The 16,105-nt window shown below is 37.2% G+C and carries 13 protein-coding genes and 1 riboswitch; of the genes, 8 read left to right on the top strand and 5 right to left on the bottom strand.

The window, feature by feature from the left end; translation table 11 throughout:
• Window position 1: 1 nt before the first annotated feature.
• The 5 genes from KHA93_RS11155 to KHA93_RS11135 all read right to left on the bottom strand — a co-directional run bounded on the left by KHA93_RS11155 (window position 2) and on the right by KHA93_RS11135 (window position 3,948).
• Window positions 2–520: a GrpB family protein gene (locus tag KHA93_RS11155; protein WP_213110789.1), complete on the bottom strand. Its 519-nt coding sequence runs from the start codon at window positions 518–520 to the stop codon at window positions 2–4.
• A gap of 594 nt (window positions 521–1,114) precedes the next feature.
• Window positions 1,115–1,210: a putative holin-like toxin gene (locus tag KHA93_RS23505; protein ID WP_349772279.1), complete on the bottom strand. Its 96-nt coding sequence runs from the start codon at window positions 1,208–1,210 to the stop codon at window positions 1,115–1,117.
• 103 nt (window positions 1,211–1,313) lie between these two features.
• A complete protein-coding gene (locus KHA93_RS11145) occupies window positions 1,314–2,111 on the bottom strand; it encodes an ABC transporter permease (RefSeq protein ID WP_213110788.1) in 798 nt (265 codons plus the stop codon).
• 12 nt (window positions 2,112–2,123) lie between these two features.
• Complete coding sequence (locus tag KHA93_RS11140) at window positions 2,124–2,921, bottom strand: ABC transporter permease (protein ID WP_213110787.1); 798 nt, start codon at window positions 2,919–2,921, stop codon at window positions 2,124–2,126.
• The gene (locus KHA93_RS11135; protein WP_213110786.1) at window positions 2,902–3,948 is read right to left on the bottom strand and encodes an ABC transporter ATP-binding protein; all 1,047 of its coding nucleotides are present in this window, start codon (window positions 3,946–3,948) and stop codon (window positions 2,902–2,904) included. The genes KHA93_RS11140 and KHA93_RS11135 overlap by 20 nt, the downstream gene beginning before the upstream one ends.
• Before the next feature lie 282 nt (window positions 3,949–4,230).
• Between KHA93_RS11135 and KHA93_RS11130 the strand changes: the two genes are divergently transcribed.
• The 8 genes from KHA93_RS11130 to KHA93_RS11095 all read left to right on the top strand — a co-directional run bounded on the left by KHA93_RS11130 (window position 4,231) and on the right by KHA93_RS11095 (window position 16,060).
• Window positions 4,231–8,313 (top strand): carbohydrate binding domain-containing protein, encoded by a 4,083-nt coding sequence (locus KHA93_RS11130; RefSeq protein ID WP_213110785.1) that lies wholly within the window; start codon window positions 4,231–4,233, stop codon window positions 8,311–8,313.
• Window positions 8,314–8,442: 129 nt separating this feature from the next.
• Window positions 8,443–9,288 (top strand): DUF72 domain-containing protein, encoded by an 846-nt coding sequence (locus tag KHA93_RS11125; RefSeq protein ID WP_213110784.1) that lies wholly within the window; start codon window positions 8,443–8,445, stop codon window positions 9,286–9,288.
• Between the two features lie 351 nt (window positions 9,289–9,639).
• Window positions 9,640–11,001 carry a bifunctional metallophosphatase/5'-nucleotidase gene (locus KHA93_RS11120; RefSeq protein WP_213110783.1) on the top strand — a complete coding sequence of 454 codons (1,362 nt, stop codon included), beginning with the start codon at window positions 9,640–9,642 and terminating at the stop codon, window positions 10,999–11,001.
• A 66-nt stretch (window positions 11,002–11,067) separates the two neighbouring features.
• Complete coding sequence (locus tag KHA93_RS11115; protein ID WP_213110782.1) at window positions 11,068–11,370, top strand: YunC family protein; 303 nt, start codon at window positions 11,068–11,070, stop codon at window positions 11,368–11,370.
• 177 nt (window positions 11,371–11,547) lie between these two features.
• Entirely contained in the window at window positions 11,548–12,297 is a 750-nt protein-coding gene (gene yunB / locus KHA93_RS11110) for a sporulation protein YunB (protein ID WP_213110781.1), read from the top strand.
• Between the two features lie 69 nt (window positions 12,298–12,366).
• A riboswitch (Lysine riboswitch) is annotated at window positions 12,367–12,552 on the top strand.
• Between the two features lie 73 nt (window positions 12,553–12,625).
• The gene (locus KHA93_RS11105) at window positions 12,626–14,194 is read left to right on the top strand and encodes a Na+/H+ antiporter NhaC family protein (RefSeq protein WP_213110780.1); all 1,569 of its coding nucleotides are present in this window, start codon (window positions 12,626–12,628) and stop codon (window positions 14,192–14,194) included.
• Between the two features lie 229 nt (window positions 14,195–14,423).
• Entirely contained in the window at window positions 14,424–15,944 is a 1,521-nt protein-coding gene (locus tag KHA93_RS11100) for a sodium-dependent transporter (RefSeq protein ID WP_213110779.1), read from the top strand.
• The gene (locus KHA93_RS11095) at window positions 15,944–16,060 is read left to right on the top strand and encodes a methionine/alanine import family NSS transporter small subunit (RefSeq protein ID WP_213110778.1); all 117 of its coding nucleotides are present in this window, start codon (window positions 15,944–15,946) and stop codon (window positions 16,058–16,060) included. The genes KHA93_RS11100 and KHA93_RS11095 overlap by 1 nt, the downstream gene beginning before the upstream one ends.
• Window positions 16,061–16,105: the final 45 nt, after the last annotated feature.

The raw sequence follows: 16,105 nt of genomic DNA, 5'->3' as shown, positions 1-16,105 counted from the left end.
ATTAACGGACAGTCCAATACCATTTTAAAGCGTCTTTTTCAACACTTTTGACAAAATAGTCTTTCCCATCTCCATAGCCTTCAATATCATTTGGATACTGTTCAGCGAGTTTGGTCTTTAATTGCCCATACTGTAAGCAAACTTCTTGGTGTTCGCGAAGATAATCTCTAAATGCTAAGTGCCTTTCAATTTCTTCAATATTGTTGTATTGAAAAGCGTGAATTTGGTGAGTACGATTATCTCCACCTTTACGGAAATACCTTCTTCCAGAAATCCCGAATTCCCCCATAACTTCATATCCAATGTTTTGAAAATGGTTAGAAAATGAGTCCAATTTATTAATATCATTGACTACAAGTAAAATATCAATTATTGGTTTTGCTTTTAGACCTTGAACTGAAGTACTTCCAATATGAAAACTATTCACCAATTCTTCTTGAAGAATCATCTTAATAGACCGTTCTTCTTTTTGATATTCTTTGCTCCAATCATGATCATAATCTACAACTCTAATAATCAATTAACACACTCCATTCTTTGAATTTTTCTTCTATTATCAATTTTTTGCATTATGCCAGATTATAATATACTTCATGCATTGTCAATGGTATTTATAGTTTTTTTAATACAATTAAGCTGAAATGATAATATTCTTTAGGATATAAAAAAAGATAGTTTATTAAGAGGGAATTAAAAAGTAGTGGAGTGTTTTCAACATAAATTTGTAAAATAGTTTGATCATAATAAGAAATGAAATTTTCATTTCTTATTATGCTAACGGAGACAGTTTATTTTGAGATGGGTTTTAAATCATATTTATCGAAAAAGGAAAGAGAGGATAACTTTGGAGAGAAAAAAATGTCACAGAATGGAATTGTTCTAGTTGTTGAGTGTATCAATAATCAAAGACACGAACACTTGGATATACAATTAGTAAGTGGAATTTTCTATCTAGCCGTGGATTTCCAATATCTTGCAGTCATAAAATGTCTGTGTTATTATTACAATAAAATAAGGACGGTGCGCGAAACCGTCCTCAGTACAACACTTGGATGGGAAACCTCCAAAAATAGTTGAAGAAGTGACCCGACCCAATGGCGCTAACCTAGGCGGGTTATTTTCTTTTCTCAACATACGTTAGTAACGAAAGGATAAAGGTTCCGAACGCCAGCATAACGATAATCGTTTGAAAAGTTTCGATAGGCAACACCTCCTTTCCGGAGGTGCCTAATTCCCACCCAAGTTATGTTGTACAAGGAATATTATACCATGGCTCAATCCATTATTGGGGTGTGCTTTTTTATTAGAACAGATTAATTACCCGCACTTTCATATCGCCGCAACCCACGATTGAAAATAAATGTCGCCATTCCTGCACAATATATCGCAACCAAAGGAGTTAAATAACCGAAGTAGCTCCAATCCATTTTTCCAAATAACAGCGCCGCTGGAAAAAAGCTAATAAAAGCGTATGGGACTATTACCGCTACTAGAGCTTGGACTCCTAATGAATAGATTGTTATCGGGTATTTTGCAAAATCACTCACTGTATGAACCATGTTCCCAAAGGCGTTTCCTGGGCTGTGAGTCCAAAAGACAGACGAACAAGCCGCCAAATAAATAGAAACACGGATTATTATAGCCGAGATTAGTAGAATGAATGCCATAACGACCATTCCTACTGACCAATTAATGGTGATGTGTCGGAGTGCTTGAGAAATAATGACGGCTCCGATAAAAATATTGCCAACTCCATTCATTCCGACCGCAGACCCTAAAACTTGAAGGATAGGAGATACCGGCCTAACTAGCAATCGATCCATTTCACCGCGATTTACAAATCTGCTTATAGACCAAATACCATCAAAAAATAAGGAAGCAAATCCCTCAGTAAAAAAGATCATCGCATAAATAAAAGCAACCTCCCAAAAACTCCAGCCATTAATCTCAGGAATTTGTTGGTATACGACCCAGAGGAAAATAAAGCCAAGAATTTGCGTTAGCATTGCTGCTACTAATGTAATTAAAAAGTCTGCCTGATATTCTAAAATTGCTTTTAGATGCTGGTTGATTAGGCGGAAATAGATTAATAATGATTTTTTTAGTCTCATAAGCACTCCTCCTTACCCGCCGTGAATCGTTACTTGACGGACGGCCCAATTCCACATGACTTTTCCTACCATCCATAAGACGATCACCCAAAATAGTTGCAAACATACCATTTGAATTGCTTCAACACCTTGGATTTTTCCTAAGTAAATAGAAGCGGGAATAAAGACAATTCCCTGAAATGGCAAAATGCTCGCTAACGCCTTTAACCAATCAGGAAAAAAGGTTAATGGTATTAGAGCTCCTGAAAATAGATTCGTAATGGCTGCGCGTGACCAGGCAATCCCCACGGCACTCGTCGTCCAAAAACAGAGTAATGAAAAAATATAGACGATACTAAATTTTAAAGTGAGCGATACAACTAGACTAATAGCGAAAAGTACATATGTTAGTGCATGATCTGGAATTATTACTCCAGCAAAAAGAATAACGAAAATAGTAACTAAAATTGCTCCAATCAATCCTTCGACTATACTGGATCCTAGTGTTTCCGCCAATCGTGCCTTTTGAAAATTAAGGGGCTTTAAGAGATCCATCGCTACACTGCCATCGAGTATTTTTCTTGATATTCCTGTTTCTGAATACCATGAAACTAAAGAGTTCGTAAGGAAGGTAATAAATAAATAGGATTTCATTTGATCCCATGTAAACCCAGCTAATTCGGTTCTCCCGGCGTATATGGATTTCCATAAATAAAACATCGCTAAAATAAAGATTAAACTGGCAATTAAACTGATGAAATAATTGAATCGATATGCCATAGTGTTTTGCATCGTGATTTTAGCAATGGATCTATACTTTTTCTGGAACAAGACGAGACGCCTCCTCCTTGCCACTGTTTAAATCGAGTTTCCCGTCATACACTTTTCTAATGACTTGTTCGATTTTAGGCTCATCAATGCGAAAGTCGATTACTTCGCCATGTTGCATCACGTATGAAGCTATTTCACCAGCTGAAATATCAAAACGATTAAAACGGACCGAAAATTGTTGACCTGAAACATTTTCTAAGATAACGCCTGGTAATCCATCTATTAGAGAAGTTAGAGAGGCGATGGCCTCCTTCATTTGGAAATGAATCGTTCTTTCTTTTACAAATGCATCTTTTACAGCTTGAAGCTCTCCGTCGTAAATTACGCGTCCATGATCAATAATAACGAGCCTTTCACAAATATCTTCAATATCATCCAAATCATGAGTCGTTAAAATAATGGTCGTTCCTTTTTCTCGGTTGATTTCTTTAATAAACGCACGAATTCGTTCTTTTACAGCGATATCTAAGCCAATTGTTGGTTCATCTAAGTATACAATCTTTGGATTATGTAACAATGCAGCAGCGAGATCGGCTCTCATTCTTTGACCTAAAGATATTTTTCTTGCTGATAAATGAAGAAATTCATCCAGTCCTAGTAAATCTTTAAATCGGTTAAGATTCTCTTGATAAATAGCTTCTGGAATTTCGTAAATATCTTTTAATAGAGAAAAAGATTCAATGACAGGAAGGTCCCACCATAACTGAGTGCGCTGACCAAAAACAACTCCTATCTTTTGAGCATTTTCCATTCGATTTTTATAAGGAGTAAGCCCATCTACGGTAACGGTTCCTGAAGTGGGGACAAGAATCCCAGTCAGCATTTTGATCGTTGTGGATTTTCCGGCTCCATTTGGACCTACATAAGCGATTGCTTCTCCTTCCTTAACAGATAGATTGATATCATTTACTGCTAGTTTTTCAGTATATTTTTGCGTAAATAAATGCTTAATCGCTCCTTTTAGACCAGGATCTTTAATAGGATGACGAAATTGTTTCGTTAATCCCTTTACTTCAATTAAATTCATGACATTAACTCCCCTCCATTTACAAATTTCACCAAAAAACATGAGTTTTATTAATCTTCTATAAAAGTAGTAGAAACCCTTTTAATTTTGCAACTAATCAATTATTACTATGATATTAGACCCATTTTCTGAAAGTTGGAAGGATTCTATTATTTAACAAGGAATAATTAATGTATGGTATCTCCGAGAACTATTCCAATAAATATAAGGAAGGAGGGGACGGATATTTAGAAGGATTTTCTCATTGTGTCATTTTTACTATTTTTGATTGGAGGTAAACGGATGTCAAAAAAGTGGTGGAGTTTAGCGATGGTATTTTTATTGTTCTTTTCGAACTTTTTCAGTTTTAATGCAAAGGCCGATGAAATAAGTAAAGAACCTCCAGGTGAAGAGTCAGAATGGTCATTAGTTTGGGAAGATAATTTCGACGGTGAGGAGCTTGATACTTCAAAATGGTCGATCGATATTGGGAATGGATTTGAAAATCCCGACGGTTCTTGGAATCCGGGTTGGGGAAACAACGAACTCCAATATTACCATGAAAATAATGTAAAAGTTGAAAATGGAAAATTAATTTTAGAAGGCCGGAAGGAAACCGTTTCTGATAGTAGAGGTACGTATCAATATACATCTGGAAAAATCCTTTCCCGAGGCAAGTTTAGTAAAAAGTACGGAAAAATTGAGGCGAAAATGAAATTACCAAAAGGGAAAGGATTTTGGCCGGCATTTTGGATGATGCCAGAAGATGATGTATATGGTGGTTGGGCAGCTTCAGGTGAACTAGATATTATGGAAGGCAAGGGTAGTAAACCGAAATCAGTTGGCGGAGCCATTCACTATGGCGGAGGGTGGCCAAATAATTCATACACGGCAAAAGACTATAATTTTGAAGACGGTAAAGATGTTACCGATTTTAATGTGTACAGTGTTGAATGGGAGCCTGGTGAAATCCGCTGGTATGTAAACGGGGAGCTCTATCAAAAGCTTAATAATTGGAGTTCAATTGGTACCGGAAATGCTGCGAAATATTCATATCCAGCCCCATTTGATCAGGAGTTTTTTATCATTTTAAATCTGGCGATTGGTGGCCATTTTGATGGAAATCCTGATGGAAGCACTACATTCCCAGGGCAGGTTGAGGTCGATTATGTTAGAGTTTATGAACTAACAGGGAGAGATTATTTAGAGCCTGTTGAGCCTGGATTTGATGTAGAGGAGCTTCCCAGTAATGCAAAAAAAGCTATCAATGGGAACTATATTTACGATAATGCTTATGAAAATGGCTTTACGTCGATAACGAATAGTTCAGAATTAGAAAATAAGTGGGATTATACAAATTGGAATTTAGCGTATATGAATGATTTTAATGGAAATGGAACAGCGAGTGTTGAAAATATTGATGGAAATCCTTTTGCGAAAATCAATATAAATCAGGCTGGTAACCAAACCTATTCTGTACAGCTTATTCAAAATATTACGCTGGGCAAAGGTAGATGGTATAAGCTAAGTTTCGATGCAAAATCTAACGCAAATCGAAATGTAAATGTTAAATTTGGCGGAGGACCAGAGAGAGGTTATACGGCTTATGCACCTACTCCAGATTTTGCGTTAACAGATAGCGTTCAATCTTATGAAATGAAATTTCAGATGCAGCATGATACAGATGTAGCAGCAAGGCTTGAATTTAATATGGGTCTTAATGCAAATCCAGTTTGGATTGGTAATGTCGTTCTTGAAGAAATCGATCCTATAGATCCATACAACGAAGAAGCGCCAAAAAAACCGTTAAGCAGTGGGAATCATGTGTACAACGGAACATTTGATCAAGGTAGAATCGATCGAATGACGTATTGGAATTTCTATACAGATGGTGCTGTTTCAGAAGCTTCGGTTGATTCTGTTAAAAGAGAATTAGAGATTAATATCACAGATGGTGGCAGCAGTGAGCAAGCAATCAGAGTTATCCAGAAAGGTATAAATTTACTTAGTAATGATGAATATCAATTGACATTTAAAGCTAGGGCTAACTCTGATAGAGAGATGCAAGTGGCATTTTTGAGTGAAGATGGAACGGTTAATTTTTCTGGAAATCAGAAGATACGATTAACGACAACTATGGAAGAAAAATCTGTTCGCTTCACAATGCCAGATATAACGGATATTAAAGGGCAATTAGTCTTCTTCCTCGGAGGAAATAATAGCAATGTATTCCTGGATGACGTAAAACTAATTCGCTTAACGAACAAAAATGATCAATTAACATTGAATAATATTTTTCCGTTAAAAAATGGTGATTTTTCAAATGGATTAGAACATTGGACGAAGCATATTCAAGGGGATTACGGTGATTCAAGTTCATCTGGTACTCTTCAAGTGGAAGATGGCCAATCTAAGTTTTCGATTCGAAATGTAGGTAATAATCCATGGGACATTATGTTGATCCAAGAAGTAATGAATCTGAAAAAAGGAAATACGTATGTTGTCCAATTTGATGCTAGGTCAACTGTGGATCGATTAATGGAGGTAGTAGTTGAAAACTCATCATACACTAGATTTTTTAATGAAAAAATTCAGTTGAATAATACGATGAAAACATTCGAATTTGAGTTCAAAATGAATACGGATGAAGCGGTTGGCCTTAAATATTTACTTGGAAATATTGTAGGTGGTCCGGCCATAAACGAAGCACACGATGTTTTCATTGACAATGTCCGTCTTGAAATAAAAGGACAAAGAGAAAAGCATTTCCCACTTAAAAATGGAGACTTTTCAAATGGTTTATCTAGTTGGAATCGACATGTTCAAGGAGATTATGACGGAAATTCCAGGGCAACGATGGAAGCAGCAAATGGTGAAGCAAAGGTTGTAGTACAAAATGTAGGAGTGAACCCTTGGGACGTACAATTGTATCAGCCAGAACTTGCCTTAATGGAAGGTAAGACATACGTTGTTTCGTTCGATGCAAGATCCACAATCGATAGATTACTAGAAGTAGTCATTGATAACGGAGCCCCTTCCTACCATCGTTATTTTAATGAGAATGTTCAGTTGACTAGTTCGGTAAAAACATATTCTTATGAATTTAAGATGACGAAGGATGATATGACTACATTTCAATTTCTACTTGGTAATGTGGCTGGACAGCAAATATCGAATCAACATGAGGTCTACATTGATAATGTAAGGCTGGAAGTAAAGGGAGCAAGGGAAGCGCTTGGAGAAAGCGATAATGAAGAACCAGTAGACCCAACGGATCCACCAGAAGAGAAAAAGTGGAAGGAAGTAGGGGAAAACTTAATCATTGACGGAACATTTGACACAACGAAAGAATTTGGAATAGCACCAGACCAACTAGTTGAGGGCTGGAATATTTTTAACATGGGTAACTATGTTCAATGGGCAGGTTTAGCAGATTTTTCAGTTGAAAACGGAAGGCTCCACGCTAATGTAAAACAAGTCGGCTGGAATTGGTATGACATTCAACTTTTACAGAATCTCAATGTTCCGAGTGGAACGTACAAAATCCAATTTGATATGAGTTTAGAGCAAGCAAGACCTGTTTATGTAGAGCTTGCTGGATCAGGAATCAAAACGTTTAATGTTACGAAAGAAATGAAAACATATGAAGTGATTGTTGACGTTCAAGAAGATGGCATAAAGCAATTCATGTTCGGTTTAGGAAGGAATTCAACGGATATTGAACCACCTGTTCCATATACGATCATCATTGATAATGTAAAGCTTGTAAGAGTTGAGGAAGTAAAAGACGGTGATCCGACAGATCCAACAGATCCTCCAGAGGAAAAGAAGGATGAAGTTGAAGCAGACTTCCAAATGAATGGGAATAATGCGGTAATCTCCGATGCTGGTTTCGAAAGTCTTTTAGATGAATTGAAGAATGAAGGAACAGTTGCTGTCAACATAGCTAACAATAAGGACAATACGTTTGTTCGTCTTAGTGAGCGGCAAGTAGAGCTTTTAAAAGAAAAATCAGCAAAGGTTCAAGTGAATTTGAACAATGATGTAATGCTGTCCATTCCATCACAAATATTTAAAAATGAAAAAGGAAAAGTAGAAATAAGTATAAAGAAAGAAAAAACGGTTATTGGGGCTGTAAGTTCAGTCTACAATTTGGAATTGAAGCAAGGCGGTCATACGATGTCTGAGTTTGGTGACCTAAATGTCACGTTGTCCTTAAAGGTGGATAAAGAGAACGTCGAGCTCAGTGTTTACTCTTCCAAGAGCGGAAAAGATAATTGGACAAAACTCGGAGGAAACTATCAAGATGGACGAGTTGTAGTTAATACAAATCATTTTAGTTCCTTTGCGGTTTTTGCTCAAGATCCATCTAATAAAAAGAAATAATGGATAGAAGGCGGCTCTCGTAGCCGTCTTTTTACGTTGATAGGCCTTAGTGCAGCCCATATTCCTTCATTTATATCAAAAAGTTTGATACATTTTTAATATCACTTTTTAAATAAAGTTGGTGAGCGCATGATTTATGTTGGCGTAACTGGATGGGGAGACCACGATACACTTTACAGCCACGGAATTTCAGCACGTGATAAGTTAAAGGAATATGCGGCCCATTTTCCAACTGTTGAAGTGGATACTTCCTTTTATGCGATTCAACCTGAAAAAAATAGTACAAAATGGGTCCATGATACACCTGATGGCTTTCGATTCGTTGTGAAAGCTTACCAAGGTATGACTGGTCATCAAAGGGGCGAGATTCCTTTTGCCAATAAAGATGAAATGTTTGAAGCATTCCTTTTATCAATCAAACCATTTTTAGATAGTGGAAAATTGGCAATGGTATTGTTTCAATTCCCTCCTTGGTTTGACTGCACAAAAGAAAATGTTTCTTACTTACGATATTGCCGGGATAAAATGCAGGATATTCCAATTGCTCTGGAATTCCGCAATCAAACATGGTTTTACCCCCAATACAAAGAAAGTACACTTCGATTTATGGAGGAAGAGGGATGGATCCATAGCATTTGTGACGAACCACAAGTTGGTTTGGGTTCAGTCCCGACGATATTGCATGCTACAAAAAAGGAAAAAACCTTAGTCCGTTTCCATGGTCGTAATGTTGCCGCTTGGATGAAGCCTAATGGGAATAATTGGAGAGAAGTACGTTATTTATATCGCTATAATAAGGAAGAACTGCTAGAATGGAAAAAATGGATTGTTCAATTACAAAAAGAAACGAAAGATTTATATGTTCTTTTCAACAATAACTCTGGCGGTGACGCAGCGGATAACGCTAAACAGTTTATAGAGCTACTTGGAATTGAGTATACGGGATTGGCATCAAAGCAGCTTGATTTATTTTAAATTTGCAGTACTTTTTATAATAACTATAGAAAAAAATGATTCTGATTCGAGAAGGAAAACAGGAAAATGGCACAATTCGTACTCGCAAGAGTCTTTATTCGAGAAGGAAAACGGGAAAATGTCACAATTCGTACTCGCAAGAGTTTGATTCGAGAACGAAACCAGGATGATGTCACAATTCCTTCTCGCAAGTGTTCGAGTTAAAGTCAAAATCCGTATTCCAAATGATGATGATTCACACAAAGATGCGTTGGGAAATTTAATAATCACGAATTTGGTTCCCAAATACCCACATTTATAATAGAAACCAAATAGATTGGAATTTTTAAGGAATCGTTAGGAAGTGTATCCGTGAAAGAAAAAATTCACATTTATCATACAAATGACCTCCATAGCCATTTTGAAAACTGGCCAAAAATCCAATCCTTCTTGGCAAAGAGAAAAGTTTTCCACGAATCAAAAGGGGAAGATGTATTTATTTTCGATTGCGGAGATTTTATGGATCGCTGGCACCCATTTACAGAAGGCTCAATGGGGAAAGGAAATACAGCATTACTAAATGAAAGCCAATATACCGCCATAACGATCGGAAATAATGAAGGAATTACACTTCCTTTCCACGATCTAGATTCTCTATATCAAGAAGCGAATTTTGATGTGGTAGTGGCGAATTTATATCTTCCCGAATACAAAAGACCTGATTGGGTGCACCCATATGTTATTTATGAAACGAAGCACGGCCAAAAAATTGGTGTTACTGCGGTTACTACTTATTATCAAAAACTTTATCATTTACTTGGCTGGGAGCTTACGGAGCCTTTCACAGAACTTGAAATACAGCTAAATAGATTGAAAGATGAAACAGATATGATCATCGTTCTTTCTCATTTAGGAATCCATGATGATGAAAAAATGGCGGAGTTATTCCCTCAAATCGATTTAATAATTGGTGCTCATACTCATCACTTTTTTCATGAGGGGCAAAAGGCTCATAATACAATGATGGCGGCGGCTGGGAAATATGGCCGTTTTATCGGGTATATAGAGGTTGATTTAATAAAAAAACCTGTAAAGATCCTGCCTAGGCTTTTTGAAACTGCATCCCTTCCATCTGAAAAAGATGAACAAAGATTTGTACAAGAACTTGAAAATATCGGGAAAAAGCAATTGGATGAAACAGTGACACAGCTACATAATTCTCTAGAATACTCATGGGATAAACCTTCGCCATTGGCCAATCTCCTTTGTGAGGCTATCCATGAATGGTGTAATCCGGATTGTACTCTTATTAATTCAGGATTAATTCTTACGTCTCTTCAAATAGGAGATGTGACGAAATACGATATTCATCAAATGCTGCCACATCCTATCAACCCGTGTACAGTTGAACTGACAGGTGCAGAGTTAAAAGAAGTTCTCTTTCATGCGGAAGATGAAGAATGGATAGATCTTGGAGTAATTGGATTAGGTTTCAGGGGATCTGTTATGGGGGCGTTCGTTCATTATGGAGTTGTAGTAGATAAGAAAGAACAACAGGTTTTGATCAAGGGATTCCCGATCGATCCTGAAAAAACGTATACACTTGGAACAACCGATATGTTTACGTTTGGAAAGTTTTTTCCGGAAATAAGACGCTCTGAAGTGAAGAACTATTTTATGCCCGAATTTCTTCGCGATATTATGGAATGGAAATTAAAACGAATGAATGATTGACCGATATCCACAGTAAACTATTTCTACCTCCATTCATACATATGAGTATTGGGAGGAGTGGATGAAATGGTTTCTCTGGAACCTTTGACAATAGAAGGACATACGTTTATTGCTACATCTGTTTTACTGCCAAAGACAACGTTACTGACAATATCAAATGATAAAGGCTATATCATGTGTGGAGCACTCGACGTGGCTTTGTTAAATGATCGATTAGGTCATCGTGAAATAATTGCTGGTAGGGCTGTTGGCGTAAAAACGATCGAACAATTAATGAATGCACCATTGGAATCAGTAACGCGAGCTGCAGAAAAATTAGGGATTCATGTAGGTATGATTGGTACGGAAGCATTATTGAAAATGGTTTAACATCTAGTCCAAATGAATTTTATGTTTAGTTCATTTGTAAAAGTTATGGACGGGAGTATCGTAGATAAGCGATTTCCCGTTTTTCCGTAATAAGGTAAGGTGCATTCGCTTTTCCAAAAAAAACCTGCCCTAACTTGCCCCACTTTAGCATACATTTGCTTTAAGGGGGGATTTTTTTTGGCTGTATTTCGAGTTAGAAAGATACGGCGTGGCCCTTTGCCGTTTCGTTACGTTATGCTTTTATCATTTATGTTTTTCATATTTTCCACTGCATTAGGGCTTTGGATTGTAAATATTGGGATAAAACCAACATTAATAACCTATGCGGAATCGCAAACAAATAAAATTGCGCCGATGGTCATCAGTAAAGCTGTTGAGGAGATTTTACCGAATGTAAAAGATATTAATGATATTGCAGAAATCTTGCCGAGTGGAGCGGTAAAATATAAAACAGATATTATTAACCAAACACAGGCAGATTTATCGAGGGCAATTCAAAAAAATTTAAAGCAGGCTGAAAAAGGTAATCTGGAAGCGCTACAGGCGGAAACAGGCATACAAATTGATTATGGTAAATCAAGTGAAGGAGAGGGAATTGTATACTCCTTTCCATTAGGGCAAGCGACCAAAAATGCTCTATTAGGGAACTTAGGGCCGAGAATTCCAATTAGGTTTACTGCAGTAGGAAGTGTCCGTTCGAGTGTTGAATCTAAGGTAGAGCAATATCCAATCAATAATATATTTGTAACCGTCTTTATTCCGATTGAAGTAAGTGTCCAAATTATTATTCCTTTTGGAACCGAAAAAACAATTGTTAAACAAGAGGTTCCACTTGCAATCGGGCTATTTCCACTGGACGTACCTGATTTTTATAATGGAAATGGAACTACAAACCCATCCATCCAATTTCCGACAAATCCTAATTAACATTGTCAATGGAATGGGGAAATGTTATAGTAAAAAAGGTGTTTTTAACTAAATAACCTTATCAAAATCGGATGAGGTAGAGGCGCAAAAGAGATGAGTAGAATGTGTAAGGATGACAACAATGATCACATTTCGAAAGGTTCTTTTGCCGAAGCGAGGATTTTTTGTCAAAGAGTTTTCGCTGGTGTTGCTTTGAAGAAGAGTAACACTCTCATACTTAGTAAATAAAACAAAGTATGGGGAGCTACAGATCGCGATGGAGGAACTTTACATTACAAGAGTAATGATAGGTCTCTATCATTGCTCTTTTTATTTTGGGGAGGATTTTATGGAGAATTCAATTTTATCTTTGCTACCGCCTATCTTAGCGATAGTAATGGTAATCATTACAAAAAGAGTGCTGCTCTCATTAGGAGCCGGAATAGTAGTTTCGGCATTGCTGTTGTCAAAAGGCAATGTTTCTGAAGGTACGGCTATATTATGGAGTGCGGTAAAAGGAATTTTTATTGAAGATGGATCTTTAAATACTTGGAATTTATATATTCTATTATTCTTGTTTTTACTAGGTGTGATTACGGCTCTTATCAATATTTGTGGAGGAAGCAGGGCCTTTGGAGAATGGGCGATGACAAAGGTGAAAAATCGTGCGGGAGCTCAAATCCTTGCTGCGATTTTTGGAATCATTATTTTTATTGATGATTATTTTAATGCACTTGCTGTCGGGCAAGTTGCTCGTCCCATTACAGATCGTCATCGAGTATCTAGAGCGAAGCTCGCGTATATCATTGATTCTACTTCAGCACCAGTATGTGTTGTTTCACCGATCTCCAGTTGGGGTGCATTTATCATTGGGATCATTGGTACAGTTTTAATAAATCATCAAGTGACAGATATTTCCGCTTTTACTGCTTTTATCAGAATGATTCCGATGAACTTGTATGTATGGACGACTTTGGCGATGGTTTTTATCATTGCGTGGAGAAATATTGATTTTGGAAGTATGAAAATACATGAAGAGCGGGCGATTTCATCAGGGATACCATATGATCCGAATAAAAAGATACAAGGTGAAGTGAGGGAAGATTTACCGGTTAGCGATAAAGGGAAAGTCGGCGACTTAATATGGCCGATTATTGCGCTTTTTGTTGGTACATTAGGAGCAATTATTTGGAGCGGTGTAGGTGCAACTGAAGGCAAAGTAACATTAATAGAGATATTTGGAAATGCTGATGTGTCTGAAGCGCTTGTAATCGGTGGTTTATTAGGATTGTTTACCACGATCGGTTTATTTTTCCGACAATATTTTATGTATCGCTCGGTTGAAGGTAGACTTCTTTTCAAAGGAATTAAGGTTGGGATTAAGTCAATGATGCCAGCAGTCTTAATATTATTATTTGCTTGGGCGATTATAATGTTAATTGATGAATTAGGCACAGGTTTGTATCTAGGAAGCTTAGTTGAGAAGTCACAAATGAATCCTGCCTATCTGCCATTCATTTTATTTATTGGGGCGGCAGGGATGGCTTTTGCCACGGGAACTTCATGGGGATCATTTGGAATATTGCTTCCTATTGCTGGCCAAATTGTTTCTGTGACAGATATGTCACTACTATTACCTGCACTTGCAGCTGTTTTAGCAGGTGCTGTTATGGGTGATCATTGTTCTCCTATTTCAGATACGACGATACTTTCTTCGACTGGTGCAGCTTGCAATCACATGGACCATGTCATGACCCAGCTTCCATATGCGTTAGTATCTGGAGGGATAACTGCGGTTGGATATTTAGTGATAGGGATATCAGATAGTACGATTTTAGGTTTGATTACAATTATGATTTTGTTAATTGTATTGTTTATTTTTTTAAGTAGAAATAAGAAATTAAGTTTCCAACAATAATTTGGAGGGATGAGTAAATAAAGGTTACTCATCCTTTTTTATTATAGTAATATAATAATTTTGATGGAGATATTGTAGAAAGAAAATTTGACAAAAGCTGATAAAACCTGATAAAACCTAAATATTTTAGGTTTTGACAAGTTGGGCTTATCTCGTTATAATATTTTTAGAATCATAAATAGTCTGAAAAAATAAAATCTTCCGAATGGGAAGGGAAAGGGGAAATTAAATGGAGAATCGCGCGCAGTTCGGTTCGAGAGCCGGTTTTATTTTTGCGGCTGTTGGTTCTGCGATTGGACTCGGAAATATTTGGCGTTTTCCAGCGGTGGCTTATGATAATGGAGGAGGAGCGTTCTTTCTTCCGTATTTATTCGCATTGCTTACGGCTGGTATCCCGCTATTGATTCTAGAGTTCGCAATTGGGCATAAGTATAGGGGTTCTTCACCTTTGTCGTTGGCAAGAATAAAAAAAGGCGGAGAATGGATTGGTTGGTGGCAAATCTGTATTTCCTTTGTCATTGCCACATACTATGCAGTCATCATTGCCTGGGCGCTAGCCTACACGTATTTTTCGTTTAAGCTTGAATGGGGAACGGATACAACTCAATTTTTAATTGGAAATTACTTAAAAGTTGGCGGTACTGACACGATGGGAAGTTTCGTTCCGGGAGTACTATTCCCTCTTATTCTTGTGTGGCTGATTGTACTTGGGATTCTTTTTGCCGGTGTCAAAAAAGGAATTGAAATGGGAAATAAAATTATGATTCCTTTACTTGTAGTTTTATTTTTAATTATCTGTATACGAGCAGTCACTCTTGATGGTGCAATGGAAGGTTTAAATCAATTCTTTAAACCTGACTGGTCCACAATCTTGGATGGAAAAGTTTGGGTAGCGGCATATGGACAAATCTTCTTCAGTTTATCAATTGGTTTTGCAATTATGATTACTTATTCAAGTTATTTGCCGAAGAAGTCCGATATTACGAATAGTGCTTTTGTTACAGGCTTTGCGAACTCAGGATTTGAATTACTTGCGGGATTTGGTGTATTTGCTGCATTAGGTTTTATGGCTGCCCAGCAAGGTGTACCAGTGAATGAGGTTGTAAAAGGCGGAGTTATTCTAGCATTTTCTATTTTCCCGACCATTATCAATCAACTGCCGGCATTTAACGAGATATTCGGTATACTGTTCTTCGTTTCCTTAACACTAGCAGGTTTAACGTCCCTCATTTCTATTGTCGAAACGTATATTGCTGGTATACAAGAGAAATTTAATATTAGTCGGACAAAAGCCGTTATATTTGGCGGTGGGGTAACGGCAATTGTTTCTCTAACATTTTCTACCCAAAATGGTCTGAATCTTCTGGATGTTGCGGATTATTTTATTAACCAATTCGGTGTAGCGATGGCGGGGTTATTTGAAGTTATTTTCATTGCTTGGTTTGCGAAGCAACTTAAACCACTTCAAGCTCACGCTGATTCAGTATCCGATATTAGACTAGGGGCATGGTGGAGAATTAGTCTTTCCATCATCACACCGGTTGTACTAGGATATATGATGTTTGATAACTTACGTCAAAACTTAACTAGTGAATACGGTGGCGGTGATTACCCACGTGAATTCCTATTCAAATATGGTTGGACAGTCGCAGTTGGAGCGATTCTAGTTGGTGTCTTGATTACCTTGAAGCCGTGGAAAGGGCATGCCCTTGAACAACCTGCTTTCGAAGAGAAGAAGGAGGTTTCATAATGACAGGTAGCGCAATTACCATGATGATTATTGGAGTCGTCATTATTTGGGGAGGTTTAGCTGCAAGTATTGCTCTTGCAATTTCTAAAGCAAGAGAAGCAAAAAGAAAGTTCTAATTTATAAAGCTTCGGGTAATCAAAAACCCGAAGCTTTACTTATTT

The organism is Lederbergia citrisecunda, assembly GCF_018343695.1.
Taxonomy (GTDB): Bacteria; Bacillota; Bacilli; order Bacillales; family Bacillaceae_C; genus Lederbergia; species Lederbergia citrisecunda.
The sequence above is the reverse complement of the archived record's forward strand: the minus strand, read 5'-3'. Positions and strand labels throughout refer to the sequence as shown.

Excerpts from the sequence above, each read along its gene's own strand:
- KHA93_RS11100 (WP_213110779.1), top strand. The coding sequence starts at position 14,424 with ATGGAGAATCGCGCGCAGTTCGGTTCGAGAGCCGGTTTTATTTTTGCG.
- KHA93_RS11145 (WP_213110788.1), bottom strand. The coding sequence starts at position 2,111 with ATGAGACTAAAAAAATCATTATTAATCTATTTCCGCCTAATCAACCAG.
- KHA93_RS11135 (WP_213110786.1), bottom strand. The coding sequence starts at position 3,948 with ATGAATTTAATTGAAGTAAAGGGATTAACGAAACAATTTCGTCATCCT.
- KHA93_RS11130 (WP_213110785.1), top strand. The coding sequence starts at position 4,231 with ATGTCAAAAAAGTGGTGGAGTTTAGCGATGGTATTTTTATTGTTCTTT.
- KHA93_RS11125 (WP_213110784.1), top strand. The coding sequence starts at position 8,443 with ATGATTTATGTTGGCGTAACTGGATGGGGAGACCACGATACACTTTAC.
- KHA93_RS11105 (WP_213110780.1), top strand. The coding sequence starts at position 12,626 with ATGGAGAATTCAATTTTATCTTTGCTACCGCCTATCTTAGCGATAGTA.
- KHA93_RS11095 (WP_213110778.1), top strand. The coding sequence starts at position 15,944 with ATGACAGGTAGCGCAATTACCATGATGATTATTGGAGTCGTCATTATT.
- KHA93_RS11115 (WP_213110782.1), top strand. The coding sequence starts at position 11,068 with ATGGTTTCTCTGGAACCTTTGACAATAGAAGGACATACGTTTATTGCT.